We start from the raw sequence: 25,191 nt of genomic DNA on the forward strand, positions 1-25,191 counted from the left end.
GCGCGTGACCTTACTGCGTCGGCCGCCGGAAAATGTTGCTGGTTCGGGCCAACGCTGATCAACCGCGGAGCTTTCTCGCTTCGCGCACTAACGTCTTTCGATCGTTGCCATGTTCCCTGATCAGATCCCGAACCTGCTCGGGGCTGATCCGATGCTGTTTGGCAAAATAGCGGACCTCGTAATCTTCCTCCGCCGACACGCGGTCACGGTCGCGAAAATCTCGACTGGCTTTGTCATCTGACATTGCTCATTCCTCCTGGTCAGCGAGAACAGCGGCGCTGCCGGAAAGTTCCTGATGCTATCAACGACCACCGCGCAAAGCATCAAACGGTCTGGACGGATGATCGCGGACAGATAGCGGTTTATAATCCTCTGCTTTTTCCAACGGGCTCTGGTTGACCCCGACCGGCTTTGGACGAACTTGAAAAGGCCAGGTTAGCCGGCGCTGACCTGCCTTGCGGCCCGGCCCGCAAAATCCTGTGTCACCACGATTAACGGGTCGGATCACCCAAGTTCCTGCCGCTGAGCCCGAGATGTGCAATGAATATGAGCAGCATATCGCCTGGGCCGAATATTGCGGGATGATGGCGTGATCTTCCCCAAGCTGACGAGATCCGCATCAACGATCCGGCGCCGATCATGCGCGCAGCCGGCGACGCCGTTGAGCTTGCCTCGATGACGTTTGGGTTTCCGCCGGGCGGCCGAAGGGGCCCGTTCAACGTCCGCTCCGAAGGGAGCCGTTTTGCTTAAAGCAAAAACTGCCTCGTGCCAGCCTCGGCGTTCTTCGAATTCACCGGCACGAAATATCCGAAAGCCAAACACCGCTTCACATTGAACGGTGCTCCGTTCCTGGCCATTGCCGGGCTTTGGCGTGAGGCGGCCGGCAACAAGCCGCCCATCACCCGGTCGGGAACAGAGGCGCCGACCATTTTCATGCGTCAGAAATAAAGTTTTTTTTCTGACATCCATGTTTTTGCTCCGTGGAGCTGCGGCCATTCCCGAGGCGATCTCGATTTTCGCTTTCCAATCTGCTAAGAAAGTTGATGACGGTACTTTTCGGGTAGCTGCGAGGTTGATGCCGACCGAAAATCTGGCTCTGAAGGGCGATTGATCCCGATAGATGCTGAACCGCGAAAAAAAATTTTCGCGCAAATTTCCCTTTAAAATCAAAAGCGTATGGTTTTGACGGCCCACAGGTCGGCTTATTGGGATTGGCGCAAGAAACAATCAAGATATATCAATGACTTAGCTGGCTTTTCAACAATTGAGTGGGAGTAACAGGAAGTACCATGGAGTAGGCATGGGATAGCAGGATGTATAAGCGATCGGAGACCAGCGACAGATAAAAATCGAGCGACGCTGCTCCGCAGGCGGTAGAAGCCCAGGTCGTGTCCTCATCAGCCGACCCGCAGACTATTGGCCGCCAATGCCAAGGAACCACATTCCCATCGGCCAGTTCACTTTCTATGGTGAAAGGAGCACGGGCCATGGCATCCGTCCGATACATTGTGACAGACGTTGACAGTTCGGTCGCGTTTTATCGCGATAACCTCGAGTTCGAGGTTGACATGCACAACCCTGGCAAGTTCGCAGCGCTCATTCGCGATGATCTCACGCTTTACCTTAGCGCTCCGGGGGCAGGCAGTGGAGGAACTGCTGGCGGCAAACCAGAGCCTGGCGGGTGGAACCGATTCATGATCGTCACGAAGGACATAGATGTCGTCGTCGGCCGGTTGAACGATGCAGGCGTCAAATTCAAAGGAGAAATCAGCGAGGCGGGAGCTGGTCGCGCCAGACTTCTGGAAGATCCGTCGGCCAATCTGGTTGAGCTGTTTGAATTCAAGAAGAAATGAATGGGCGCGCAGATCGTCAACAACGACGTTCATGTTCATGCGCTTCACAGGTCCGACCGAATGCAGCTGAGGGAGCTGCCCGGCTGGCATTGAAGTGCGTGGCCGCACTTGATGCCACAGTCGCTGAAACCAAGCAGACAAGCAATCGGAGCCCTCGCGCTGCGCGACAGCCCCATAGCGCCACGAGATCCGCTCGCGGCCGGTGATTCCTAGCGACCGGCCCATTCCCGCCCGCCCTCAGAATCGGAAGGCGCAGTCGAGGAACATTCTTCTCCCCGCGCTATTCGGGAGAAGTTTCTCGGGACAACGACATGTCGATACTGGGCTGGATTCTCGGCCGGCGCCTGGCAAATCAGGAACAGTCGCAACGCAAGATCGGCGTGTTCGAGGGCGTGCCGGCAATGGGCCTCGATGGGCTGGGTTCGTCGGCCTATGGGCCGGAAGCGGCGCTCACGATCCTGATCCCGCTCGGCGCGGCGGGTCTCGGCTATATCGGTCCGATCATGGGCGCCATAGTCGGTTTGCTTGCGGTCCTTTATCTTTCCTACCGCCAGACCATCGCCGCTTACCCCGGCAATGGCGGAGCTTATATCGTCTCGCGCGAAAATCTTGGCCGTGACGCCAGCCTGCTCGCCGCCGCCGCGCTGATGGTCGACTACGTGCTCAATGTCGCCGTAGGCATCTCTGCCGGCGTCGGCGCGCTGGTGTCGGCGCTGCCTTCGCTGCATGCCTACACGCTTTGGCTCTGCCTCGGGATCCTGCTTTTGGTAACCGTCGTCAACCTGCGCGGCACGCTCGATGCCGGCCGGTTGTTTGCCCTGCCGACCTATCTGTTCGTTGCGAGCTTCCTGGCGATCCTGGCGATCGGCGTCTCGAAGACGCTTGCCTCCGGCGGTCAGCCGGTGCCGGCAATTCCACCGCCGCCCCTGCAGCAGCCGTCCGAAACGGTAAGCCTGCTCCTCTTGATGCACGCCTTTGCCAGCGGCTGCACGGCGATGACCGGCGTAGAGGCGGTCAGCAACGGCATGACCGCATTCAAGGATCCGCCCGTCAGGCACGGCCGGCGCACGCTGGCGGCGATTTGTCTGATCCTTGGACTGCTGCTCGGCGGCATCGCCTTCCTGTCGGCACGCTACCGCATCGGTGCGATGGATCAGGAGAAGGACGGCTATCAGAGCGTGCTGTCGCAGCTTGCACATGCCGTCGTTGGCGACGGGGTCTTCTACTATGTCGCCATCGGTAGCCTGCTTTGCGTGCTGGCGCTTTCGGCCAATACAAGCTTCGTCGATTTCCCCCGCCTTTGCCGCATGGTGGCGGAAGACGGGTATCTTCCCAAGCCCTTCGCCATGGTTGGCCGCCGGCTCGTTTTCTCGATCGGCATCCTTTACCTCGCCTCGTCGACAGGACTGCTGCTGGTCGTGTTCGGCGGCATCACCGACCATCTGATCCCGCTTTTCGCCATCGGCGCCTTTCTGACCTTCACGCTGTCGCAGACCGGGATGGTGATGCACTGGGTAAGGGCGCTTCGCACGACCAAGGATACGAGCCGGACGGGCAACCGGATGCATCTGGCGATCAACGCGTTCGGCGGCATAGTCACCGCGCTGGCGCTCATCGTGATTGTCGTCGCCAAATTCAGGGAAGGCGCCTGGATCACGGTGATCGTCATCCCGGTTGTGATCCTCCTGCTGCGGCTGGTGAGGCGCTATTACGACCAGCTCGAGGCAAGTCTGCGCGAGCCCGGGAAAGTCGATTTGAGCAGCACCGAGCCCCCTGTCGTTCTTGTCGTGACCCAGCAATGGAACAGGATGGCGGACAAGGCGCTCAGCTTTGCCTTTCACCTGTCCGAAGATGTCATCGCCGTCCATGTGGCGCGGCTGTCGGGTGAAGAGAGCGACGAAGAGCGCGCAATTCGCGGGAGGTGGTCGCAGGATGTGGAAGCGCCGGCGAGGGCGGCTGGCCTGCGCCCGCCACGCCTGCTTCTCCTCAAAGCCGACTACCGGCTGATGTACGAGCCGTTATTGAAGGAGATCAAGGCGCTGCGCGGCGAGTTCGACGGCCGCACCATTGCAGTGCTGCTCCCAGAGGTCGTGCCCCCCAATTGGTGGCAATATATGCTGCATACGCAGCGCGCTCGCCGATTGCACGCCAAACTGCTCGAGTTCGGCGGATCGGACATCGTGATCATTTCCATGCCTTGGTAATCGAGGAACCGAAGATCGAGGCGGCCCGTTGAATGTTGCCACTCCCTTCGATCACGCCACCTCACCAAAAGTTTGGCCGAGCGATGGAAAACAGGAACGTTCCGATTTCTCAAACATTCTCCCTAGTCTGCACTGCGTAATTCCTACTTGCTGGGGCCGGAACATTGTCATTCAGAGAGCATAATCTGCCGAACCCCAGCACCGAGGAGATCTCCATCGTCAACCTCATTCCTGCCTTGCGGGCTTTTGCGCGGACCTTCTGTCGCGTGCCCGACGATGCCGACGATCTTGTACAGGAAACGTTGACCAAAGGGCTCTCCAACCTGGACAAATTCGAGCCCGGCACGCGCCTGAAGTCCTGGCTCTTCACCATCATGCGCAACACGCACTACACGCGTGTCAAAGCGGCGGCCAGGGAGGCCCCCGGGCTGCTCGACTGCGCCTCCAGCCGGCCGATTTCGGAACCGTCCCAGGATTGGTCCGTGCAAAGCAGGGAAGTGCATCAAGCCATCCAGAAGCTGCCGTCCCATCAGCGTGAGGTCTTGATGCTGATCGGCGTACTGGGCGTAAGCTACGAAGAAACCGCGCAAATATGCGGTTGCGCTGTCGGCACCGTCAAAAGCCGCCTCAACCGCGCCCGTGCCGGCGTTCTGGAATTCCTCGGAGAAAGCTCGCCGCAAGCGCTGATCGAGCCACGACGTCAACTTTCGGACAATCATTGGGATACAGAGGGCGCGAGGCGCTAAATCCTACCGGCGCTGGGCTGCTGTCATGACTTTGGCCTCTCTCATCAACGAGGCCCAATTCAGACCGAGCAGAGAAACAAGTTCGAGCGCTTGCGCTTCGGTGATGCCCGTCTGCGCGACCAGCCGCCGAACGAGTTCGTCCACTTCCGGAGTTCTGCCAGCCATCGGGATGATCCCCAATCGGCTACAACGACTAACTTATGTTAAGGTTCCACCGATCACGCGACAGCGAGCGATATCGTGCCTTCCCGTCTCCAAGGAATGCCGCATCCTTGCTGGTGACATCTTCAACCGCGCTCACCCGCCATGTCGCCTTTGCGCTTTTCGATCAGAGCGTTCTGCAGTTCGAGTGCAAGCCTTGTCAGCCGGTCAGGGACCTCCTCCCGCTCGATAGCGTTCAGCAGCGATGCGATCTCCTGGTCCAAGCTCTGGATTACCCGGGCGCAAAGGTCGCGCTGACTCCTGTGAGACATGGCATTCTCTTAACAAACAGAGGCCCCTTCAAATCTCACAGAGGCATAGCCGACCGGCCTATGCAAGGCGCTTGCCGCAGGCTGTGGGGTTTCCGGTCCGTTGTCCCCGGATTTTGCGGCAAGAGGTGATCTGGAAACATCAGCTCAATCCTTGGGAAGGCGGTTCGCAGCGTGATCCTGATACTGATCGGATTTGATCCGGTTGCCGTCCAGACCTCGTTGCTCGGTGTGCTGCTTCTTGTCCCGGTTGGACAGCACGTCGTTCTCGCCGACCATGTCCTTTGCAAGCGTCGTCTTGGCTCCGGTTCCGGAACCCTTGCCCTGGCTGCCGCGGCCCATCTGTTTCTTACCGCCGGATGCCATCTGCTTCTCCCTGTTCTGCTGGCCTGGAACTGTTCGGTGACCGAACTGCCGCCGGTGCGTTATGTTCCGCCGTCACGACGGACAAGAAAGACCATGCCGTCCCAACTGCCGAACGGCATTTCGCCGTCGACCACGAGGTCCATGCCGCATGCATGAGAAAGACGGCTGATGTCGCCGGAATCGATACCCGGCGATGTCCGATAGGAATAGTTGAGGATCGCTGCCATTCCTCCCCGCCGCAGCACGCGCGCGATCTCGATGAAATGCCGCTCGGCAATCCCGGCGAGCACCAGGTAAGGAAAACTGTCCAGGGCCAGCACGCCGTCAAAGCTTGCATCGGCGAAATCACCGAGATCAAGGCCTGAGGTCAGGTGAAATTCCACATTGGCAAGGCCGGCGCATCGCCGGCGCGCGATTTCGATCATCCGCGACGAGATGTCGATGCCGACGACATATCCTGTGTGGGTGCCGAGCGCATGTTCGAGACGCCCGATGCCGCAGCCGATGTCGAGTATGTGCTTATGGGCACCAAGGAAACCCTGCTGTTCCAGCCATGCGACAATCTCGGCGGTGGTGGTCGACAGCCTGTGCTCGTCGCCAAGCGAGGACAACTGGACGCTGGCCGCGGGAGATATGGCGGCCGCCCGATCGAAGCTGCCGGCCAGCCGTTTGACGGTCATGGCGGTCGGTTCGCTATCCGGCCAGTCATGCGACACGCAGGCAGCCGCTCTGCGGACCTTGTCGAAGGCGTCCGCCTTGCCACGAAGCATCGTGGCGACCTCCTCCAGCCAGCATCGCCGGGGAGCATGGCTTGGACGCATGTCCAGCGCGATATCCGCCAATTGCGCCACGCTGGTCGTCTTGTCGGTATAAACGGCCAATCTGGCCAGCGCGTTGTCGACGGAAAGGCCGTCCGTCATGCAATCCTCGAGCAAGCGCCTGGCAATCGCACCGGGTTGGCTCGCGACGTTCACGGCGACGCGCTCCTGGTCCACACCTTCTGCGCCGTCCAGCGGTCCTTCGCGCCCCAGCCATATTTGTAACCTTCCCTGCCGCGCAGGAAATCGAACTCCAGCGCGCCCTCGCTGGCGGCTCCGGTGATGGCATGCCCGATCAGAATCGCGCCGGGGCTTTCGTCGGCATAGGCCGGATCGAAACCGCCAAGATAGGCATAGGCCCGGTCGCGGTGATGAAAACCGTAATAGGCGCCGACGACGGCATCGTCGATCTGGATCGTCAAGCATCGCGCCATGCCGTTATCGGCAAGCCGCGGCAGGGCCCGGCGATGAAATTCCACAGCCGTGTCGGACAGGACGCCACCGCCATGGCGGGTCCAGCGCGCGCCATGCAGTCGGATGAGCCTGTCGAGAAATGTCTGCGGATCGGATTCGCCGCGGCTGACAATGACGGCTCCTTTTCGCCGGGCAGCTCTCTCGGCGCGGCGCAACTGACGCCTCCGTCTCGCCGGAACCGAGCGGGCCAGAGTCCGATCGCCGTCGAGCAACAGCACAGGACAGGCCGCGTGCGCCATCGATCGGCGCTCTTCGGCATTCGGCAGCTCAAGGCTCAGCGATATGGCGTCGGCCGAGAGATCGGGCAGGATCCACTGCGACCATTCCAGCGACAGCGCCGCTTCGGCTATGGCGGCCTCAGTCTCCGCCTTCAGTTCCGGCGCGCACAAAATGTCGAGATAGTCGCTCAGCGAAATTCCGATGGGGAGCATTCGCTGACCGCCATCATGCCTTTCGATATAGAGCGGCGCCAGTCCGGCGAGTTCGTCTCCGCTCCACACGGCAATTGCGGTGAGATCGCCTGGCGCGAATGTACGCCACCAGGGAATGAGCCAGGCAGGAGACTGGAACGGCGTGGCCGAGATGCTCCGTCCCCAGAGCTGCCACCAGCACGGCTCAAGGTCCTCGAACGTCCCGGGATCGCGAATGATCTCGGTGCGCAGACCGCCCATTAGGCGGTCCCCAGCAAGGCGCGGCGGGTGCCAAGCTTCGCCAGCGCTTCGTAAGCATCCATGTAGGATGTGACCATGCGCTCAAGCGAGAAGCGGCGGCGCGCCTCGGCCCGGCAGGTCTCATGGTCCAGCGCTCCAGAATGGACGATGGCCTTAGCCATCTCCTCGACGTCATTGACCAGAAATCCGGTTCTGCCATGCTGGACGACATCGGGAAGGGCGCCATTCGGGAAAGCGACGACCGGCGTGCCGCAGGCAAGCGCCTCCATCGCGACAAGCGAGCTTGTTTCGGCGGCAAGGCTGGGGACGACCAGGCAGCGGGCGGCGTTGAGCAGCCGCCGTTTGGCGCGAAACCCCAGCGGCCCGAGAAAACGCCGCTGCCGATCGAGGCGAGGACGGACCTCGTCGGCGAAATAGCGCAAATGTGTCTCATAGGGATAGACCTGGCCGGCGATCGCCAGGGGAGTGCCGGCGCGCTTGGCTGCCTCGATTGCGAGATGGATGCCCTTTTCGGGACAGACGCGGCTGAGCACCAAAGCGAAATCGAGCCGCAACCGGGGCTCGTTCAGCGCATCGATATCGACGCCGTTTGGAATAGGCTTCGCAAGTCTCGACCCTGCCGGCGCAGTCCTATGCTGCGCCTCCGAGACCGCGTGCAGCCACAGGTCCTCGCGCGACGGCGCAAGCACTTCGGAGGGATACCAGCCCAGCGGCAGGTGCAACGTCACCAAGGTTGGGCCGTCGGTGGGCAGATAGGCATCGAAGTCGATGCCGTGGAGGTGAACGACGTCGATAGGCCAGCGCGCCCGGGCGGCCGCGATCGCGTCGCGATGCGCCTGCTGGGCCCGGTCCTTCGCCGCCTTGTCGAGCACGCCTGCTTCGGCCGGTGTTTCGACCAGGACGCCGGCCGTCTTTGACCTATGGCAGGCGACGACAACCGACCGGTGGCCTTTCTCAACCAGCGCCCGGTCCAGCGCCGACAGCACCTGCTCGGCGCCGCCGACCGCATCCGGCCCGACAGGCGCGAGGGGGTAGGCGACGTTGAGGACAGTCAGTGTCATCGCCGATCGAGCCGGGATTCACCATGCCGCCGACACGCGCCGCGTTCGTGTCATGTCGTCGCTGATCGCAGGAGCGTAGCGGCGGATCATCGCGGCGCAGAATTCGGCGAATTCCTCGGGCACCTGCGGCGGACTTGTGTGGTGGGGCTGAAGACCCCGATGTTCAGGCGTGAAGCAGAAGGTCACCGTGACGTTGAAGTCGGCGAGCGCTTCCATCTGGCGATCGAACCAGCCCAGCGCGTTCGGCCGGAAGCTGTCCGCCCAAGACAGGCCAGTGCGCAGGTGCGTCACGCCCAGTCGGTGCATCCAGGCTACGGCATCATCCAGCCGATGGTCCTCGAAATGGAACCACTGTACCAGGCCCATTTGCGGGGTGTGGCGCACGAACTCCTCGAGTGCCGGCTTGGGCGTGCCGTCCTCGCGCAGCAGGCCCATGTAGAAGTGCCTGTAATAGGACGAGCCTTCCGCCTCGCGATGGCGCGTCGTCGCCTCCCATGAACGCGGCAGGTCATAGAGGCTGTACCACTGCACCCGCGGCGCGATGCCAAGCAGCAGCTCGGCCGTGCGGCGCAGACCCCAGAGCTGGATCTCCTCGGCGCCGAAGGTCGACACGCCGACTTCGCTGACCCAGATCGGCAGATCGGTGATGGCGGCGATCTCGCCGAGCTTCTGCGGCCATTCGTCGATTTGCCAGAGATTCCAGTCGAGCGGGAAGCCATGAACCGCGACGGCGTCGACATGGTCGAGCACGCCGAAATCCTTCATGCGTGTCATGAAGCCGGCATCGATCGGCGAAATACCGCCCAGCACCTTTGTGACGGCCGGGTTCTCCCGGTCGATCGCATCGGCGGCCAGGATTGCCATCGAGGCAAAACGGCTCCAGTCCGGATCGAGCTCGGGATCCCAATGCGATTTGTTGTTGGGCTCGTTCCAGATCATCGCGGCTTCAATCATCGGCCTCTCCTTTCGCGGGATAGACGGCGGCGCCGTCGGACGGATTGCCGGCCGCACGGCAGAAATAGACCTCGTCCTCGGGGTGGAGCACGATTTCGAAGCCGGCGCTGCGCAGCATCGCTTCGGTGCAGGCGCGGTTTGGAATCCACCAGTTGGTCGGGTCGTCCGCATAGCGATGCTCGATGAAGTGCAGTTTCGGAAATTCAGGTTGATCGAAGAGGTCGCGTGTCCAGAAATGGTAGTTCTGTTCGAGCGGCAGGACGTCCCCGCTGCCCCTCTGCATCGACTGGAAGATCATCAGGTCGCCTGCGACATGCGCGCGGATCAGGTCGAGCGCCAGCAGCGGATGGCGCAGGTGGTAGAGCACACCCATGAACAGCACGATGTCGAAGCGTTCGCCAAGCGCCCCGACGTCGTAGACGGACATTTCCCGGAATTCGATATCGCAGCCGGCGATCTCGGCGGCGAAGCGCGCCTGGGCGAGGTAGGCCTGGTCGAAATCGATGCCGAGCACGCGATCGGCGCCGCGCTTCTTCATCTCGATCGAATAGAAGCCGGCGTTGCAGCCGATATCGAGCACGGACATGCCCGAAAGGTCAGCCGGAATGGCATCCGCGAATTTGCGCCATTTGATCAGCGGATAATTGCCGAGGAAATGATCCGGCGCGGTTTCCACGCCCGCAAGCTCCATATTGTGGAACCACGGTCCCAGCGCGTCGATGCGGCGGCGTATTTCCGTGCTGGAATGCAGCATGGCTAAGCTCCTTCGCCTGGAAGGGTTGGCACCGTTGAGAGATCTTGCGATGCGAGCGTCGGCGGGGTCTCATCTTCAACGACATCGTTGCTTTCGAGCAGCCTGAGCGCCGTGCGATATCCATCGAAAGTGCCGACGTCGACATAGGCCGTTCCGGCCTTTACGCCGTAAGCCTCGCCTCCGGCTGCGAGATAGGCGTTGACCAGCGTGCCGAAATACTCGTCGAAGCCCTCGCGCTGGCGCCACAGTGCCGCGAGCTGGTGGAAGATACGGCCAGGCATCTTGAAGGCGCCCCAGACCCAGTTTGTTGCGGCATCAGCTTGCTTGACCTGGATTTGCTCGACACGTCCGCTCTGATCCAGGACGACGGCGTCGAACAGTTCCGGGCGATCGACCGGAAACATCAGAAAGGACAGCCGGTCGTCGGCCAGGCGGCAGAAGCCGTCCTCGGGGAACCAGATCGTGTCCGGCAGGCCGATCAGGACCGTTTCTTCCGGCGTGACCAGCGGCTCGGCACGGAAGATCGCATCGCACAGTCCGATCGGGGAGGGCTGCGCGACGAAGATTGCTGCGGCTGTGTCATAACCCGCGGCATAATATTCGAGAATGTCCGACTTGCCGGAACCGATAATGAAGCAGATGCGGTCGACGCCGTTTCGGACCATCCGCCGCACCAGATATTCGCTCACCGCGCAGGGGCGCTCGGTCTGCCCGTCCAGCCGGCTGCCGACCGGCAACAGCTCCTTGGAAAAACCCAGCGGCTGAATGCGGCTGCCGCGGCCTGCGGCAGGCACGATCCCCAACATCAGACGGCTTCCTCCATTGCTCCACCTGCCATGGACGCGGCGGCGTTCAAGATGCGATCGAGTTCGGCGGCGCGGTGCGCGGACGTGTGCTCGTCGAGGACGCGTTCACGGCCGCGGCGGCCAAGGGCCTCGATTTCGTTGTCCGACAGGCCAAGCGCGGCGACGACATCGCCGGTATTGTGTGCCAACAGAATCTCGCTGCCGGGCGTGAAGAAGCTGTCGAGGCCTGCCCAATCATCGGAGATGATCGCTGCGCCGCAGGCGGCTGCCTCGAACAGCCGGCCTGACGGGCACCAGCCCTTGCGCGCCATCGCTTCGCGGGTGACGTTCAGCGTCAGGCGCGAGGAGGAAAAGAAGGCGGGGTGATCCGCGGGCGGCAGGTGCCTGACGAAGAAGATATTGCCGCTCCATGGAAAGTCCGCTGGATATTGTGCGCCGCCGATGATGAAGCGGCGGTTCGGCAGTTGGGCCGCTGGAGCTACGAGCAGTCTTTCCACGGCCGCCTGCCGGTCCTCGGCATAGGTTCCGAGATAGGAGAGATCGCCGGCGAACTCGGACCGTGGCGGGGCCGGCCGGTGCCGGTTGGGGTCGACATGTCCGTAGAGCGGCAGGACATGGCGCACGCCGAGAATACCCTTCAGCGCATCGATCGCCGGTCCTCCGGTATAGCTCAGGATCAGGTCGAAATCGCGCAGGCCATCCGGCTCGAAATAGGCCGGATAGTCACCTTGCTCGATTCTCGCCAGCGTTACCGGTGTATCGAGATCGTAGAACACCTTCAGCCCGCGACAGCTCTCGTTGGCGAGCCGCGAGGCCCTCACGGCGTCCGGACAATAAGAGGTGACTATGACCACGTCGGCCTGCCGTATCGCGGCCTCAGCCTCATGGCGGATACTCTCCCAGTCCGAGTAGAGAATGATGTTGCAGGCATCGAGCCGGTCGAGGTCCCTGGCACCGGCGTAATAGGGCGTGTCGCGCTCGAAGAAGCTGATCGACCAGCCAAATGGGGCCAGAGCGCCTATCAGCCCGCGCCAGAGCGTGGCATGGCCGTTGCCCCATGAGGACGTGACGGTGAGACCGAATATGACCATGCGCATCGCCAGCCGCTCCGTCAGGGGAGTTCGTTGAGGCGGATGAGCTTGGAACCCCAGTCGCCATGAACGACTATGGTGATCGAGGCCGGCGCAATATCGAAGCGGAAGCAGTCGCCGAGCTGCAGGCCGAGAATCGCGCAGACGGCCGCCTTGATGACGTCGGCGTGGCTGATAAGAGCGATGCACTGACCCTGCCCATTCTCGCGCAACGCGTCCATCAGGCCGACGATCCTGTGTTGGACATCCAGCATCGTCTCGCCGCTCGGCGTGCGGGCGCTCTGGCGCTGGTCGTTCCAAAGCCGCCAGCTTGCGTCGCCGTTCAGTTCTTCGAAGGTCTTGCCGGACCACTCGCCGAAGTCGATCTCATCGAGTTCTTTGCAGATCGCGATCTTCTCGACCTCGCAGGCGATCGCGATCGGCTTCGCGGTCTCCAGCGTGCGTTCGCGCGGACTGCTCAAGATGGCGGCGAGCGGCTCGCGCGCCATGCGGCGCGCGAGATGCAGCGCCTGCGCCTGTCCGGCCTCGCCGAGGCGAACGCCATCGAGCCGCCCGGCCAAGTAGCACCCGACATGATCATGAGCCGCGTGGCGGATGAGAAAGAAAGTCGTGGTCATTCGGCGGCATCGAGCAACGGCTCGTCCCCGCCGGCGATGAAGGCCAATGTGCGCAGCCGCGCCTCGGCGTCGGTGAACTGCTGGGGCGGCGACTTCATGAAGTAGCTGCTGGGGCCTGTGAGCGCGCCGGCAATGCCACGGTCGAGGGCCAGCTTTGCGCAGCGGACGGCGTCTATGACCACGCCCGCGGAATTGGGCGAATCCCAGACCTCCAGCTTGAGCTCTGCATTGAGCGGCACGCCGCCGAAGGTGGTGCCTTCGACCCGTATATAGGCCCATTTGCGGTCAGTCAGCCACGGGACATGGTCGCTGGGGCCGACATGGATGTTGCCGGCCTCGAGCGGGACGTCGATCTGGCTGGTGACGGATTGCGTCTTGGAAATCTTTTTCGATTCCAACCGCTCGCGCTCAAGCATGTTGAGGAAGTCGGTGTTGCCGCCGAAGTTGAGCTGATAGGTGCGATCGATGCGCACGCCGCGCTCCCGGAAGAGATTGGCGAGCAGCCGGTGCACGATTGTTGCGCCGACCTGGCTCTTGATATCGTCGCCGACGAGGGGAAGACCGCGCTCCTCGAAGCGCTGGCGCCATTCCGGCCGCGAGGCGATGAAGACAGGAATGCAATTGACGAAGGCGCAGCCGGCCTCAAGCGCGCATTCGGCATAGAAGCGCGTCGCCTGTTCGGAGCCGACCGGAAGATAGGATATCAGCACCTCGACCCCGCTCCCCCGCAGCCGGCCGGTTACGTCTGCGACCGGTTCATCCGACTCTTCGATCTCGTCTCGGAGATATTTGCCGATGCCGTCGAGTGTTGGGCCGCGCTCCACACGGACGCCGGTCGGCGCGACATCAGCAAAACGGAAGGTGTTGTTGGGCGCGGTGTAGATCGCTTCCGCCACATCGCGCCCAACCTTGTTTTTCGCGACATCGAAGGCGCAGACGACCTCAATGTCGTCGACATGATAGCCGCCGAGGTCGGCATGCATCAGCCCGGGGATCGGCTCGTTGCCGTTGGCGTGGCGATAGTAGGAGAGACCTTGCACAAGAGATGACGCGCAATTGCCCACGCCAACGATGCCGATGCGAACTTTCTTCGATGTCACGAAACCGCTGCCTCTTTGCTGAAGGTAAGTTCCTCGCGCCGAACCGGGAGCGACCTCGAATGTTCCTTCGCGCCGCGAAAAATTGCTGAGCCGGATCTCGGATCAAAGAGGCGCCGCTTCGCGTTGGCGGCCAGACAGCGGGATAGGAGCCGCATGATCGTCTTCGGCGACCACAAGCGAACGCGCAGCGCACAACAGCTGAGGGAAGCTGCCTTGGCCGCAGCGGCAGCAATCGGCGATCTGCCCGCCGGTATCGAACGTCACGCCGCCGTGGTCGATCTTTTCGTCAGCGCCTCCGAACTTGTGCAAGGCCTTGCCGATGCGGAATTCGACACCAGGGGTGCCGATTGCAATTCGTCGACACAGAAGCTGGGGTCGGAAATTCTCGTCGAGTTGTCGGAGGAAGTGCTGCGATCCTGGCAACAAGGATTTGTCCGGAGCGGAGCGCTCGACCCGTTGCTGCTTGCGAAGCTTGCCACCATCGATTGTAGCAGCGAAATAATCACCGGCCCGGCCGAAGGCTACGCGCTTTATGCGCTATATCCGGAAACCTATCTGCTTGCGGCGCTGCAGTCGGGCCTCGACGCAAACACCTGCGTCATCGGGATCCGCGGCATCGGTCTCGGCCTCGCGGCGATGGTCGCCGCCGCGCTGCATGCGCCGCCGCCCGTCAGTGTGCGGCCGATCGGGCACCCGTTTAGCCGCCACATATGCGCCGCGCCCGAACTCCTCGGCGGCTGGCGCGACAGACCTCATGCCAAATTTGCCATCGTTGATGAAGGTCCGGGCCTCTCCGGCAGTTCCTTTCATGCTGTCGTTGCCTGGCTGCGCCGGCAGGGCATCGACCAGGAGCGCATTCATCTGTTCCCGAGCCACCGCGGCGGGCCGGGCGTGCAAGCTTCGGCAGACATGCAGGCTATTTGGAGCCACTGCTCACGCCATGTCGCGGATTTCGAAGCGGCCTTCGATGGATGCGTCGCGCCGAACCTTCGCCACTGGGTGGCGAACCTGCTCGGCAAGCCCGATGTCGAACTCTGCGAGATTTCCGGCGGCGAATGGCGCAAGCATATTTCCACGCCGCCGGAGCATTGGCCTCCGGTGTTTGCCGGCTTTGAGCGGCGAAAATTCAAGGCACGGGCGGGCACGGAGCGTTGGTTGGTCAAGTTCGCCGGTCTCGGCGGGACCGGGCAGCACAAGCTGCACACGGCGAGGTGGGTGCACAGGGCCGGTTTTGGAACGCAGCCCGCCGGACTCTGCCACGGCTTCCTGATCGAGTGTTGGACAGATGCGGACAGGCTGGATCGGACAGAGCTGGCCAGGGACCTGCTGGTCGAATGGCTTGGACGCTATCTCGGCTGGCGCGCTGCCGAGTTGCCGACCGAAGAGGCCGGCGCGTCGCTGGAGAGGCTTGCAGACATGGCCGTGCGAAACTGCAGGGAAGCCTTGGGGGAACGGCCGGCCGAAACATTAAAGGGTTGGTTCGCACGCCACTCCTCACATTCCGTCCTGCGGAGGATCGAGATCGACGGACGCCTGCACCCGTGGGAATTTCTGGTTAGGCCGGACGGAACCCTGCTCAAGACGGACGCCGTCGACCATTGCCGCTCGCATGACATTGTCGGCTGTCAGGACATAGCCTGGGACATTGCAGGCGCGACGGTGGAATATGAGCTTTCCGACGCCGAGCTTTCGAGGCTCGTCCAAGGCATTGAGGCACAAGTGTCGCGTGCCGTCGATCGTTCTTTGGTGGACTACATGGAGCCCTGCTATCTCGCCTTCCAGCTTGGGCTATGGAGGATGGCCGGACAGTCGACACATGGCGATGAGCGGGTAAGGGCCACGCGCGCCGCCGACCGCTACGAAACCGGGCTTTCGCGTTTTATCAAGCGCACGAAGACCTGATTAGTCCAGCCTGCGCAGCATGTCCGCTTCCTGCTCCAGAATTGTGGCCACTTCCTCGCGCTGCAGATGTGTCATCATGAGGCTGACGCAACATTCGAGATAGGTGATGGAGGCTCGCCGTAGGAAGGCGGCGGTTTCGGCCGCCGCCATCTGGTCGATGTCCTTGATTGGTCGCTTCGGCTGCACAGTTCTTCTCCATGACGGTTGTCATGTCCAACCGCAATCCCGGTCGGTTGTTCCGCTGCGGTGAAGGAAGCCACCGCCTCAGAGCTGAAGGTTCCGAACTTTTCCGGCCTCAGTCCTGTTGACCGGAGCGATGGGCTCCATCGCGAGGTCGTCGAGGCTCGAGAAAAAGGCGATGGTTTGCAGCAGGCCTTGCCTGAGAGGCACCTTGGGCGACCAGCCGAGAAGCGCCCTTGCGCGGCCTATGTCGGGCCGCCGGCGGCGCGGGTCGTCCTGCGGCAAGGGCAGGAATTTCACGGGCGATTTGGTGCCGGTCAGTTCCCGAACCAGCCTTGCCAGTTCGAGGATCGAAAACTCGCCGGGATTGCCCAGATTGACCGGCTGTCGCGGATTGGGATCGACATCCATAAGGCGTCGCAATCCTTCGATCATGTCGCTGACATAGCAGAATGACCGGGTTTGCCGGCCGTCGCCGAATATCGTCAGCGGCCGTTTCTCGATCGCTTGCATGACCAGGTTGGACACGATGCGGCCGTCGGCCGGGTCCATTCTGGGACCATAGGTATTGAAGATGCGGGCGATGCGAATATCGGCCATCTCGGCCCGCAGATAATCGAAGCAGAGCGTCTCCGCGGTGCGCTTGCCTTCATCATAACAGGCGCGCGGCCCTGTGCAGTTGACGTGGCCGACATAGTCCTCGCGCTGTGGGTGCTGTTCCGGATCGCCGTAGACTTCGCTGGTCGACGCCTGCACGAAGCGGGCGCCGTTGCTTGCGGCGAGCTCGAGCAGATTGAGCGTTCCGATCACACAGGTGCGCGTGGTGTGGACCGGATCGGCCTGGTAGCGGGGCGGCGATGCCGCGCAGGCCAGGTTGAAAACGCGGTCGACAGTCTCGCCGAGTTCCAGCGGGACGCAAACGTCTTGCTCGATCAGCCGGAACCGGGCCTGGCCGATCAGCGAGCTGACATTCTCCATTCGGCCGGTAAGAAAGTTGTCGACGCATATGACGCGATACCCTTCGTGAAGCAAGGCCTCGCATAAATGCGAACCGAGGAAACCGGCACCGCCGGCGACAAGCGCCGTCTGTGTCTGCTGAACCCTTCTTGATTGCCGCATCTGCAAAGTCTCCTGTCTGCTATTCATGCTGCACTTTCCACGTTCAGATCGATCGCCGCGCGCGCATGGACAGACTGGGTCAAAGCCTGAACGAATTCACGCGCCCGAGCGCCGCCGGTGTGGCTTGCAAGCACCGCCTCGCGTGCCGAACGGGCCATATCGAGTCTGGCCCGCTCCGATTTGGCTGTGAGGATTTCCTGCACGTCGCCGGCACTGGCTGCGGTCTCGATCGTCGATTCCGGGAAGAAGCTATCGAGACCGGGCCAGCGGTCGCTGATGATCGGTGTGCCGCAGGCAGCGGCCTCGAAGAGCCGCACGCTGGGCGACCATCCGGCCGCGATCATCGACGCGCGCGTAAGGTTCAGCGTGTAACGCTGGCGGCTGTAGAAGGCGGCATGTTCGGCGGGCGGCAGGTGCTCGATCCGCTCGACATTGTCCGGCCAGGCGATATCGGACGGATATTGCGAGCCGGCGACGACGAAGCGGCGCTCCGGCAGGCGCCGCGACGGCTCCAGCAGCAGCGCTTCGAGGGCGAGCTGCCGGTCGGCGCTGTATGTTCCAAGATAGCCGAGATCCCATTCGATCGCGTCTCTGGTGCGATGGTGCCGCTTTGGATCGACCGAGCAGTAGAGCGGCTCCGTTCGGCGGGCGCCGAACTCCGATCTGAGGCGCTGCAACGTCGGTCCGCCGGTGAAGGAGAAGTAGACGTCGAAATAGGGGATCTGCCTGCGGGCAAGGTAATCGCAATCGTCCTCGGCAACCCGCGCCAGCGTCACCGGCGTGTCGATGTCGTAAAAGCAGAACTGTCCAGTGCACAGCGAAGCGAGGTCGTCGATGATGGCCCTGCCTTCCGGCACGAAGGAGCCTATCACCACCGCGTCGGCACGCTGCAACTCCTGCCGGTGATTGCGGGGCAGCTCGGAGACTGTCTGGTAGTAGCGCAAGTCGCAGAAATCGGGGTCGCGCAGGTCCCGGTGATGCGCGTACCAGGGCACGTCGCGTTCGAGGAAGGTGACGCGATGGCCGAGCTCGTTGAGCGCACGCAGCAGTCCCCGGAAAGTCGTCGCGTGGCCGTTGCCCCAGGATGAGGATAACGAAAGTCCGAGGAAAACGATGTCGAGCGGTTTCGTCATTCCGCGGCCTCCATTGCCCGGCGCTCGAAATGCGCCTTGAAGATGTCGTCCACCAGCCGGGCTCTCAGCGTGTAGGTATGCTCGGCCAGAACGCGCCGCAGCGCTGCGGCGCCGATCGCCTTCGCCCGTTTCGGGGTCAGCGTGCGCACGATCTCGGCGACGTCGGCGCCGTCCCGTGCGACCAGGATCTCTTCGCCTGGGGTCAGGAACAACTCGACGCCGAGCCAAGCATCGGTGATTAGGCATGCGCCCGCGCCCGCCGCTTCGAAGACACGTGTCGCGGGCGAAAACCCGTTGGCCGCCATGCTGTCGCGGCTGATGTTGAGCACCGCCTTCGGCGTCACGTTGAAAGCGTTGTGATCGCGCGTACCGACATGGCCGAGCCACGAAACGTTCGCCGGCAAGGGCTTGTCGCCCCAGCCGGATCCGCCGAGCAGGAAGCGTTGGCTGCCAAGCACACGGGCCGGATCGAGGAAGAAGGCGTCGACGCGCGCCTCGCGGTCGGGCAGCCGATTGCCGAGGAAAGCCAGGTCGCAGGCAAAGCGCGGATTCGCGGCGACCGGATGATGTGTCTCAGGATCGAGCGCGTTGTAGATCGGCACGCATTCCGCGGCGCCGAGCGCGCGATAGTCCCAAACCACAGGATCGCCGCCGCCATAGGTCAGCACAAGGCCGATCCTCTTCAACGCCTCATGCAGCGGGTGTTCGGCATGATTGCGCAGCTCGCTTAGGGTCGCCGGCGCATCGACGTCCCAGAACACGGTCAGCGCATCCGGGCGAGCGTTGTCGAGAACCGCATGCAGCAGCGCCTCGTCCTCGAAGCCGACGCCGCTTGCCTTGACCACGACGTCTGCCTGCGCGGCGCGCGAGGCGACCTGCATCAGCGCATGCGCTGTCGGCTCATAGACGACGACGCTGCACCAGTCCGGCGCCTCGATATCGCGATGCTTCTGGCGATCGTAGACATCGGGCTCATAGAAGACGATGTCATAGCCGCGCTTCGACAACGCCTTGAGCAAGCCCCGATAATAGGTGGCCGCGCCGTTCCAGTAGGACGACAGAAGGCTCGATCCGTAAAAGGCGATCTTCATGCAACGGCCTCCCTTGCAGGTTTGATTTCAGCGACCTCGCGATTGCCGCATGCGGCGAGGATGTCGAACAACTCGTCGACGCGGTGCCGGCATGTGTGGCGCGCAAGGATGGTTTCCCGGCCGGACGCAGCCAGCGCCTCCGCACGCTGGCTGTCGTTCAGCACGTCGCGAAGGTGATCCCGCATCTCGGCGCCGTTCCGGGCGAACAGGAAATCCGTGCCGGCACGGAACAGTCCTTCGACATCCGACCATGGCGCCGAGACCAGCGGAATGCCGCAGGCCATCGCCTCGAACATGCGTATGGTCGGAATGCCGGGCAGGCTCTCCCGATAAGGCCGGCGGGGGATGTGCATGGTGACGCGATGCCGGGCGAAGCTCTTCGGCACGTCGGCATTGGCAATCCAGCCATCATAGCGCAGCCCTGCCTCGGCAAGCGCGGCTCGGGCATCGGTCGGATAGCGCACGCCGTGCACGGTTCCCGACAGCGCGAGAGCGCGCGCCGGCTCGATCAGGAACTCGGCGATCTCGGCGCTGCGTTCGTCGTCGCCCCAATTGCCGATCCAGACGAGGTCGGAGACGGGCTCGACATCCGGGCACGGCTTGAACAGCCGGTCGTCCGCCGCCTCATGCCAGGTGAAGACCCGTTTGCCCCAGCCGGCGCGAAGATAGCTCTCGCGCAGCACCTCGCCGAAGACCAGCACTCCGTCATAATGCTCGAGCTGAAGTGCCGCTATCGCCTGCGTCGCCGATACGGCGCGGTGATGAGTGTCGTGGAACAGGAGCGTGAAATTGCCATAGGCTCGCGCCTGTCCGATGCGCGCGACAAGATCCTTGTCCGTCCATTCGTGGACGATCACGACATCCGCGCCGGCGAGCCAGGCTTCATGCGCGAAGCCGGGGCCATAGGTCAGCGCCATCAGCTCCGGGAAATCCTTGCGGAAACGCTCGACAGCGAAAGGGCCTTGCTCGGCGAGCAGATTCGATCGGCTCCAGCCGTCGGCGGGTTCCAGCGCGACCGCCTCGTGTCCGCGCGCGACGAGCTCGCGCATGATGCCGCGCTGGAAATGCGCGTTGCCGTGATTCCAGTCGGAAACGGCGGAGTGGGTGTAAAACAGGAAGCGCATGGTCAAAGCCCTGCCATGGCCGTCGCCGCCCGATCGTAGACCTCTCGCATCCGCGCCGTCTGGGCGCTGAGGGAGAATTTGCGCGCCCTTCGGGCGGCCCGCTGACCGAACCGGCGCCGCAAGCTTTCGTCATGCGAGAGCCTGGCGATGCAGCCGGCAAGCGCGTGGGGATCGCGCGCGTCGAAGAACGTCGCTGCTCCGTCCCAGATCTCGCGGTAGGTCGCGATGTCCGCCAGCACCAGGGGAGTGCCCGCAGAGGCTGCCTCCAGAGCGGCCAGCCCGAAAGGCTCATAGATGGACGGCGAGACAAACATGCTGGCCCGCGCCATCAATTGCCGAACCTCTGAATGGCTGATCGAGCCGAGCGAGATGCAATTGTCAAAGAACAGGCGCTGTCCGTCCGGGCCTTCCGTTTCGCCCGCGGCGAAAACGGGAGGGCCGCACAAGGCAGCCGCGGCATCGAGCGCCAACCCGTTTTTACCCTCATCCCACCAGCGGCCGGCAGCGAGAACGAAGGACTCGCGATGCGCGCCTGCCGGGCCGGGGAGCGCGCCATTGTGGACGACGCTCAAGCCGGCGATCGGACCGTAGCAAGCTCCGAGCATGGCGGCATGGCTTCGGCTCGGCGCGACAATGGCTTCGGCGCGGTCGAATCCCGCCCGGTTGCGCTCTCGTTGCCAAGCCCAATCGCCCTCGGGCATTTGCGCCCGCACTGCGTGCAGCCATGTGACCACGCAGGAATGCGATACCGCGACGATCGGACAAGTCAACTCGAGACCGGCTGCCTGCGCCGGCGCATTGAGGTGTATGAGATTGATTGCATAGTCCGACGCAAGCTCCTGCAATTCGCTGGGCAACCGGTCGAGATCTTTCGTGTCGCGCGTCATCCAGTCCGGCGGGCATTTCAGCCAAATCAGCGTGGCGAAGGAGCGCGCCTCCCGGGCCTGTTCGGGGGAAGGTTCGGGTCCCAGCCCGGCAAGCACGATGCTGTCGCCGCTGGCCGCCAGCTCTCGCGCCAGATCGAGCGAATAGCGCCAGACTCCGCCGACGGCGTCGGTCGTCATCAGAATGCGCCGCGGACGATGGGTCAGTGATTGCAGCATGAGGACTCCAACTCAGCCAGCGCATGCGGACGCTGGTCCTGGATGTCGCTGAAGGATCGGAAGGAGGCGAGGTAGTGCTCATGCGCTCGCTCCCAGGCAATATCGTCGGGCTCGCCCCAGAGTTCGCGGTAGCTGGGCGAACTCGGATAGGGATAGAGCGGCACGGGCTCGTTCGCCCAAACGCCGTGATCGATGAGGTGCTTGCGCCAATGGTCCACCAGCGCCGGGTCGTCCTCGACCACGCCGATCAGATTGGCCTGAACGAAAGGCACGTGGCGACGGGCATCGACCAAAAGCGCGGCCAGATCCTCCGTGTCGAGCCGGCATCGCTTGGCGAGCATCGCACGGCCCTCTACGGTCAGGCTTTCAAGGCCGGCTTCGATCGAGACGCAGCCGGCCTCGCCGAGCAGCTTGAGCAGGTCCGGCTTCCACAGGTCGATGCGGGTCTGGACACCGAACTGGATATCGCGGTCGACCAGCGCTTCCAGCAACGCCTTCTGCGGCAGGAAGATTTCATCGATGAAATAGATGTAGCCGACCCCTTGAGCGATCAAACCGTCGATCTCGGCCATGACGGCATCGTGCTTCCTGCGCCGATACGCATCGCGGAAATCGATCTTGGCGCAGAAGCTGCAATTATAGGGGCAGCCGCGCGACGCTTCCACCTCGGCGCCGGCGCCCTTCTGGTGGGCATCGAACCTGTGGTGGTGGTGGCCATGCGCGGCGATCCAGTCGGATGGCCAAGCGAGCGCAGGATGATCGACGAACGGACTGGCATGCACCCCGCCATTGCACACTGGAAAGTCGTCCTGGAGCCGGGCCGTATGCGCAGCCTTGCTCCAGTCGCTCTGCCGTGCAAGCTCCGTCACGACCTCCTCGCATTCACCGCGCACGACGACATCGACGCCGAGCTTGCGCAGGGTCGGCGCCGGCGTCGCCGAGCCATGCGGTCCGACCGCCACCGTGCGTCCGCCGCGCCCGGCGAGATGATTGAGGAATTCCGCCGGCACGCGCAGCTCGGGCGGCGCGCAGCGCCAGAACAGATAGGTCGGCGCGGTTGTCACGACGGTCATGTCCGGTGCGAAAGCCGCAACGCTTTCCGCAAGGGCGGCGTTGTCCAGCCCTTGCAGCAAGCCGTCCAGCATCAGCACGTCGTGCCCTTCGGCTTCCAGCATTGCCTTCGAATAGCCGAGCTCCAGCGGCAGATGCGGCTGGCGGCAGCCGAAATAGATGCTGTGCTCGTATGTCCAATGAGGATTGACCAGCGCTACCTTCATGCGACGTGCCTCGTGGCTTCGGGGTGCGGTTGGAGCCGATGCCGCAGCAGCCAGCTGGCGAGATCGCTGACGCCTTCGCGCCATGGGACACGCGCCTGCCAGCCGATCGCTGCTTGCAGCTTGCGCGTGTCGGCGACGAAGAAGGGTTGGTCGCCAACGCGCTCGCGGTCGTGGCGAAGCGCGACATCGCTGCCCGTCATGTCGGCGATCTCCGCCAGCAGCACGCGCAGGCTGACCGCATTGCTCGGGCCGCCGCCCAGGTTGAACGCCTGGCCCTTGAGGGCCTCAATCCTGGCCAACACGCCGCGATAGGCGGCTACGGCATCGGACACATGCAGGATGTCGCGCACCTGCCTGCCGTCGCCGTAAACGGTAATCGGCCGGCCGGACAAGACGCTGAGAAGAAAATGCGCGACCCAGCCCTGGTCCTCGGTGCCGAATTGGCGCGGCCCGTAGATGCAGCTCATGCGCAGCACCGCTGTCGGCAGCCCGTAGGATTTGGAATAGTCGAGCACATACTGATCGGCCGCGCCCTTCGAGCAGCCATAGGGCGTGCAGAAATCAAGGCCTACCTTCTCATCGACCCCGCTCGCACGCACCTTCTCGTCGAGCGGTTCGTAGTGATCGTCGGCTTGCCGCACCGCGATCTGGGGCAGGCTGCCATAGACCTTGTTGGTGCTGGCGAAGACTACCGGGGCGCCGGTGCTGCGAGCGGTCTCCAGCACGTTGAACGTCCCCTTGAGGTTGATGTCGAAATCCTGCGCGGGATCGGTCAGGCTGGTCGTCACGGCGGTCTGGGCGGCGAGGTGAAAGATCGCCTTTGCCGGCGCCAGCGCCGCTGCCAGTGCGCTGGCATCGCGTATGTCGACGATTTTAGCGCTCAGCCGGTCGCCGTGCTTTTGCGCCAGCCAGTCGAGATTCTGCTCGACGCCCGGGCGGCTGAGATTGTCGACGACCAGCACGGGCTCTCCGTCGGATAGCAGGCTGTCGGCTAGGTTGGAGCCGATGAAGCCGCTGCCGCCAATGACGGCTATCGGTGCCTTGCGCGGATGCCGGTGGCCCTGGGTCATGAGACCAATCCCCGCTCTTCCAGCTCGCGGCGCATGTCCGCGCCGCGGTCGATAACGACGCTGTTGCGAACCCATGCCGCGAATTCGCCGAGCGAATCTTCCAGTCGGTGCTTCGGCTCAAAGCCGAGCAATTCGCGCGCCTTGGAAATGTCGGCGAAGCAGTTGCGTATATCGCCGGAGCGCGCCTTGCCGAGAATTTCGGCGGGGCGCTTCGGAACGCCCATGGCCTTGGCAAGCAGCCGGGCCACCTCGCTGATCGAATAGGCTCGGCCGCTGCCGATGTTGATGGCGTGGCCGGCTGCCTGGCGTTGCTCCAGCGCCAGGCGGAACGCGGTGGCGACATCGCGCACATGGACGAAATCGCGCTTCTGCTCGCCGTCCTCGAAGATCGTCGGCTGTTTGCCATTGGCGAGGCGCGAAGCGAAATTGGCGAGGACCCCAGTATAGGGATTGGAAAGCGCCTGTCCGGCGCCGAACACGTTGAACAGGCGCAGTGCAACGGCATCGACGCCGTAGGCCTGGCCGAAGATCAGCACCGCGCGTTCCTGCGCATATTTGGTCAGCGCGTAGATCGAGGCGAGATCGGGCCGCTTCTCCTCGTCCGTCGGAAGAGGCGACAGTGCTTGGCCGGTCGCCGATACCAAATCCCAGCGGCCCTCCTTTATATCGGCAGGCTTTCGGCGCGCATTGTCGATCCGCTCGCCGTCCGGAGTCTGATAGAGGCCTTCGCCATAGATGCTCATGGAAGACGCCACGACGATCCGCTCGACCGGATGCTTGATCAATGTCTCCAGCAGCACCGCGGTGCCGAGATCGTTCGCGCCGACATAGCGGGCGATCTCGTACATGGACTGGCCGACGCCAACCTCGGCCGCCAGATGGATCACGGCATCGGCGTCGGAAACCGCTTCGGCGACAGTGTCGCGGTCGCGCACGTCGCCCTTGATCAGGTCGGCCCCCGCAGGGAGGTTGATGGCTTCGGCGCCGTGCACCTGATCGACAAGCGCATCGAGCAGGCGCACCTGATAACCATGGTCGGTGAGTTCCTGGGCGACGTGGCGGCCGATGAAGCCGCAACCTCCCGTAACCAATACACGTTTCACGATGACTCCCTTGTGGACTTGGCTTCGGCGCCCCGAACTGCGCGGCAAAAGGTTTGTTCCCTGCTTCAACAAAGTTCCCGTCGCAGGAGGTGCCGCAGCTTCGA

General features: G+C 63.0%; 27 protein-coding genes. 4 read left to right on the forward strand and 23 right to left on the reverse strand.

Annotation, left to right across the window (positions count from 1 at the left end; all coding sequences use genetic code 11):
* Nucleotides 1-58 precede the first annotated feature (58 nt).
* Together LB538_RS04070 and LB538_RS29320 are read right to left on the reverse strand one after the other, a co-directional pair.
* The gene (locus LB538_RS04070) at nucleotides 59-244 is read right to left on the reverse strand and encodes a DUF3606 domain-containing protein (protein WP_224527657.1); all 186 of its coding nucleotides are present in this window, start codon (nucleotides 242-244) and stop codon (nucleotides 59-61) included.
* A 260-nt stretch (nucleotides 245-504) separates the two neighbouring features.
* Nucleotides 505-1,194, reverse strand: coding sequence for a hypothetical protein (locus tag LB538_RS29320; RefSeq protein WP_411908989.1), 690 nt, complete (start codon nucleotides 1,192-1,194; stop codon nucleotides 505-507).
* A 293-nt stretch (nucleotides 1,195-1,487) separates the two neighbouring features.
* On the opposite strand from LB538_RS29320, the gene LB538_RS04080 reads away from it, so the two are divergent.
* From LB538_RS04080 to LB538_RS04090, 3 genes are all read left to right on the forward strand, one after another.
* On the forward strand, nucleotides 1,488-1,853 hold the full coding sequence (locus LB538_RS04080) for a VOC family protein (protein WP_224527660.1): 366 nt from the start codon (nucleotides 1,488-1,490) through the stop codon (nucleotides 1,851-1,853).
* Between the two features lie 311 nt (nucleotides 1,854-2,164).
* Nucleotides 2,165-4,057 carry an APC family permease gene (locus LB538_RS04085; RefSeq protein WP_224527662.1) on the forward strand — a complete coding sequence of 631 codons (1,893 nt, stop codon included), beginning with the start codon at nucleotides 2,165-2,167 and terminating at the stop codon, nucleotides 4,055-4,057.
* Between the two features lie 164 nt (nucleotides 4,058-4,221).
* The gene (locus LB538_RS04090) at nucleotides 4,222-4,803 is read left to right on the forward strand and encodes a sigma-70 family RNA polymerase sigma factor (protein WP_224527665.1); all 582 of its coding nucleotides are present in this window, start codon (nucleotides 4,222-4,224) and stop codon (nucleotides 4,801-4,803) included.
* A gap of 3 nt (nucleotides 4,804-4,806) precedes the next feature.
* On the opposite strand, the gene LB538_RS04095 is transcribed toward LB538_RS04090, so the two are convergent.
* The 12 genes from LB538_RS04095 to LB538_RS04150 form a co-directional block, all read right to left on the reverse strand.
* Nucleotides 4,807-4,968: a hypothetical protein gene (locus LB538_RS04095; protein ID WP_176477115.1), complete on the reverse strand. Its 162-nt coding sequence runs from the start codon at nucleotides 4,966-4,968 to the stop codon at nucleotides 4,807-4,809.
* Nucleotides 4,969-5,090: 122 nt separating this feature from the next.
* A complete protein-coding gene (locus LB538_RS04100; protein WP_224527667.1) occupies nucleotides 5,091-5,228 on the reverse strand; it encodes a hypothetical protein in 138 nt (45 codons plus the stop codon).
* A gap of 192 nt (nucleotides 5,229-5,420) precedes the next feature.
* Nucleotides 5,421-5,639, reverse strand: coding sequence for a hypothetical protein (locus LB538_RS04105; RefSeq protein WP_095768881.1), 219 nt, complete (start codon nucleotides 5,637-5,639; stop codon nucleotides 5,421-5,423).
* Nucleotides 5,640-5,698: 59 nt separating this feature from the next.
* Nucleotides 5,699-6,559: a class I SAM-dependent methyltransferase gene (locus LB538_RS04110; RefSeq protein WP_224527669.1), complete on the reverse strand. Its 861-nt coding sequence runs from the start codon at nucleotides 6,557-6,559 to the stop codon at nucleotides 5,699-5,701.
* 50 nt (nucleotides 6,560-6,609) lie between these two features.
* Nucleotides 6,610-7,602: a GNAT family N-acetyltransferase gene (locus LB538_RS04115; protein WP_224527671.1), complete on the reverse strand. Its 993-nt coding sequence runs from the start codon at nucleotides 7,600-7,602 to the stop codon at nucleotides 6,610-6,612.
* Nucleotides 7,602-8,663: a glycosyltransferase gene (locus LB538_RS04120; protein WP_224527672.1), complete on the reverse strand. Its 1,062-nt coding sequence runs from the start codon at nucleotides 8,661-8,663 to the stop codon at nucleotides 7,602-7,604. Before LB538_RS04120 ends, LB538_RS04115 begins: the two co-directional genes overlap by 1 nt.
* Before the next feature lie 18 nt (nucleotides 8,664-8,681).
* Nucleotides 8,682-9,617, reverse strand: coding sequence for a beta-xylosidase (locus LB538_RS04125; protein WP_224527675.1), 936 nt, complete (start codon nucleotides 9,615-9,617; stop codon nucleotides 8,682-8,684).
* Complete coding sequence (locus tag LB538_RS04130; protein WP_224527677.1) at nucleotides 9,610-10,371, reverse strand: TIGR04290 family methyltransferase; 762 nt, start codon at nucleotides 10,369-10,371, stop codon at nucleotides 9,610-9,612. The genes LB538_RS04125 and LB538_RS04130 overlap by 8 nt, the downstream gene beginning before the upstream one ends.
* 2 nt (nucleotides 10,372-10,373) lie before the next feature.
* Nucleotides 10,374-11,177: a nucleotidyltransferase family protein gene (locus LB538_RS04135; protein WP_224527679.1), complete on the reverse strand. Its 804-nt coding sequence runs from the start codon at nucleotides 11,175-11,177 to the stop codon at nucleotides 10,374-10,376.
* Complete coding sequence (locus tag LB538_RS04140) at nucleotides 11,177-12,274, reverse strand: glycosyltransferase (RefSeq protein WP_224527680.1); 1,098 nt, start codon at nucleotides 12,272-12,274, stop codon at nucleotides 11,177-11,179. Before LB538_RS04140 ends, LB538_RS04135 begins: the two co-directional genes overlap by 1 nt.
* Nucleotides 12,275-12,288: 14 nt before the next feature.
* Nucleotides 12,289-12,885 carry a histidine phosphatase family protein gene (locus LB538_RS04145; protein WP_224527683.1) on the reverse strand — a complete coding sequence of 199 codons (597 nt, stop codon included), beginning with the start codon at nucleotides 12,883-12,885 and terminating at the stop codon, nucleotides 12,289-12,291.
* The gene (locus LB538_RS04150; RefSeq protein WP_140844510.1) at nucleotides 12,882-13,985 is read right to left on the reverse strand and encodes an inositol-3-phosphate synthase; all 1,104 of its coding nucleotides are present in this window, start codon (nucleotides 13,983-13,985) and stop codon (nucleotides 12,882-12,884) included. Before LB538_RS04150 ends, LB538_RS04145 begins: the two co-directional genes overlap by 4 nt.
* A 153-nt stretch (nucleotides 13,986-14,138) precedes the next feature.
* Between LB538_RS04150 and LB538_RS04155 the strand changes: the two genes are divergently transcribed.
* Nucleotides 14,139-15,887 (forward strand): hypothetical protein, encoded by a 1,749-nt coding sequence (locus LB538_RS04155; protein WP_224527685.1) that lies wholly within the window; start codon nucleotides 14,139-14,141, stop codon nucleotides 15,885-15,887.
* On the opposite strand, the gene LB538_RS04160 is transcribed toward LB538_RS04155, so the two are convergent.
* The 9 genes from LB538_RS04160 to LB538_RS04200 all read right to left on the reverse strand — a co-directional run bounded on the left by LB538_RS04160 (nucleotide 15,888) and on the right by LB538_RS04200 (nucleotide 25,087).
* Complete coding sequence (locus LB538_RS04160) at nucleotides 15,888-16,073, reverse strand: hypothetical protein (RefSeq protein WP_095768871.1); 186 nt, start codon at nucleotides 16,071-16,073, stop codon at nucleotides 15,888-15,890.
* A 78-nt stretch (nucleotides 16,074-16,151) separates the two neighbouring features.
* Nucleotides 16,152-17,213, reverse strand: a complete 1,062-nt coding sequence (locus LB538_RS04165; RefSeq protein WP_411908990.1) for a UDP-glucuronic acid decarboxylase family protein — start codon at nucleotides 17,211-17,213, stop codon at nucleotides 16,152-16,154.
* On the reverse strand, nucleotides 17,210-18,319 hold the full coding sequence (locus LB538_RS04170) for a glycosyltransferase (RefSeq protein WP_224527688.1): 1,110 nt from the start codon (nucleotides 18,317-18,319) through the stop codon (nucleotides 17,210-17,212). The genes LB538_RS04165 and LB538_RS04170 overlap by 4 nt, the downstream gene beginning before the upstream one ends.
* On the reverse strand, nucleotides 18,316-19,410 hold the full coding sequence (locus LB538_RS04175; protein ID WP_224551593.1) for a glycosyltransferase: 1,095 nt from the start codon (nucleotides 19,408-19,410) through the stop codon (nucleotides 18,316-18,318). The genes LB538_RS04170 and LB538_RS04175 overlap by 4 nt, the downstream gene beginning before the upstream one ends.
* A complete protein-coding gene (locus tag LB538_RS04180) occupies nucleotides 19,407-20,534 on the reverse strand; it encodes a glycosyltransferase (RefSeq protein WP_224527691.1) in 1,128 nt (375 codons plus the stop codon). Before LB538_RS04180 ends, LB538_RS04175 begins: the two co-directional genes overlap by 4 nt.
* Nucleotides 20,535-20,536: 2 nt before the next feature.
* The gene (locus tag LB538_RS04185) at nucleotides 20,537-21,637 is read right to left on the reverse strand and encodes a glycosyltransferase family 4 protein (protein WP_224527693.1); all 1,101 of its coding nucleotides are present in this window, start codon (nucleotides 21,635-21,637) and stop codon (nucleotides 20,537-20,539) included.
* Nucleotides 21,622-22,914, reverse strand: a complete 1,293-nt coding sequence (locus LB538_RS04190; protein ID WP_224527695.1) for a TIGR04295 family B12-binding domain-containing radical SAM protein — start codon at nucleotides 22,912-22,914, stop codon at nucleotides 21,622-21,624. Before LB538_RS04190 ends, LB538_RS04185 begins: the two co-directional genes overlap by 16 nt.
* On the reverse strand, nucleotides 22,911-23,984 hold the full coding sequence (locus tag LB538_RS04195; protein WP_224527697.1) for an NAD-dependent epimerase/dehydratase family protein: 1,074 nt from the start codon (nucleotides 23,982-23,984) through the stop codon (nucleotides 22,911-22,913). The genes LB538_RS04190 and LB538_RS04195 overlap by 4 nt, the downstream gene beginning before the upstream one ends.
* Nucleotides 23,981-25,087 (reverse strand): NAD-dependent epimerase/dehydratase family protein, encoded by a 1,107-nt coding sequence (locus LB538_RS04200; protein WP_224527699.1) that lies wholly within the window; start codon nucleotides 25,085-25,087, stop codon nucleotides 23,981-23,983. The genes LB538_RS04195 and LB538_RS04200 overlap by 4 nt, the downstream gene beginning before the upstream one ends.
* Nucleotides 25,088-25,191 lie beyond the last annotated feature (104 nt).

The organism is Mesorhizobium sp. Ca11 (genome assembly GCF_020165275.1).
Classification (GTDB): domain Bacteria; phylum Pseudomonadota; class Alphaproteobacteria; order Rhizobiales; family Rhizobiaceae; genus Mesorhizobium.

What these genes read in the sequence shown, in the direction of transcription:
- LB538_RS04070 (WP_224527657.1), bottom strand. Translation starts at nt 244, where the DNA reads ATGTCAGATGACAAAGCCAGTCGAGATTTTCGCGACCGTGACCGCGTG.
- LB538_RS04080 (WP_224527660.1), top strand. Translation starts at nt 1,488, where the DNA reads ATGGCATCCGTCCGATACATTGTGACAGACGTTGACAGTTCGGTCGCG.
- LB538_RS04085 (WP_224527662.1), top strand. Translation starts at nt 2,165, where the DNA reads ATGTCGATACTGGGCTGGATTCTCGGCCGGCGCCTGGCAAATCAGGAA.
- LB538_RS04095 (WP_176477115.1), bottom strand. Translation starts at nt 4,968, where the DNA reads ATGGCTGGCAGAACTCCGGAAGTGGACGAACTCGTTCGGCGGCTGGTC.
- LB538_RS04105 (WP_095768881.1), bottom strand. Translation starts at nt 5,639, where the DNA reads ATGGCATCCGGCGGTAAGAAACAGATGGGCCGCGGCAGCCAGGGCAAG.
- LB538_RS04110 (WP_224527669.1), bottom strand. Translation starts at nt 6,559, where the DNA reads ATGACGGACGGCCTTTCCGTCGACAACGCGCTGGCCAGATTGGCCGTT.
- LB538_RS04115 (WP_224527671.1), bottom strand. Translation starts at nt 7,602, where the DNA reads ATGGGCGGTCTGCGCACCGAGATCATTCGCGATCCCGGGACGTTCGAG.
- LB538_RS04120 (WP_224527672.1), bottom strand. Translation starts at nt 8,663, where the DNA reads ATGACACTGACTGTCCTCAACGTCGCCTACCCCCTCGCGCCTGTCGGG.
- LB538_RS04125 (WP_224527675.1), bottom strand. Translation starts at nt 9,617, where the DNA reads ATGATTGAAGCCGCGATGATCTGGAACGAGCCCAACAACAAATCGCAT.
- LB538_RS04130 (WP_224527677.1), bottom strand. Translation starts at nt 10,371, where the DNA reads ATGCTGCATTCCAGCACGGAAATACGCCGCCGCATCGACGCGCTGGGA.
- LB538_RS04135 (WP_224527679.1), bottom strand. Translation starts at nt 11,177, where the DNA reads ATGTTGGGGATCGTGCCTGCCGCAGGCCGCGGCAGCCGCATTCAGCCG.
- LB538_RS04140 (WP_224527680.1), bottom strand. Translation starts at nt 12,274, where the DNA reads ATGCGCATGGTCATATTCGGTCTCACCGTCACGTCCTCATGGGGCAAC.
- LB538_RS04145 (WP_224527683.1), bottom strand. Translation starts at nt 12,885, where the DNA reads ATGACCACGACTTTCTTTCTCATCCGCCACGCGGCTCATGATCATGTC.
- LB538_RS04155 (WP_224527685.1), top strand. Translation starts at nt 14,139, where the DNA reads ATGATCGTCTTCGGCGACCACAAGCGAACGCGCAGCGCACAACAGCTG.
- LB538_RS04165 (WP_411908990.1), bottom strand. Translation starts at nt 17,213, where the DNA reads ATGAATAGCAGACAGGAGACTTTGCAGATGCGGCAATCAAGAAGGGTT.
- LB538_RS04170 (WP_224527688.1), bottom strand. Translation starts at nt 18,319, where the DNA reads ATGACGAAACCGCTCGACATCGTTTTCCTCGGACTTTCGTTATCCTCA.
- LB538_RS04175 (WP_224551593.1), bottom strand. Translation starts at nt 19,410, where the DNA reads ATGAAGATCGCCTTTTACGGATCGAGCCTTCTGTCGTCCTACTGGAAC.
- LB538_RS04180 (WP_224527691.1), bottom strand. Translation starts at nt 20,534, where the DNA reads ATGCGCTTCCTGTTTTACACCCACTCCGCCGTTTCCGACTGGAATCAC.
- LB538_RS04185 (WP_224527693.1), bottom strand. Translation starts at nt 21,637, where the DNA reads ATGCTGCAATCACTGACCCATCGTCCGCGGCGCATTCTGATGACGACC.
- LB538_RS04190 (WP_224527695.1), bottom strand. Translation starts at nt 22,914, where the DNA reads ATGAAGGTAGCGCTGGTCAATCCTCATTGGACATACGAGCACAGCATC.
- LB538_RS04195 (WP_224527697.1), bottom strand. Translation starts at nt 23,984, where the DNA reads ATGACCCAGGGCCACCGGCATCCGCGCAAGGCACCGATAGCCGTCATT.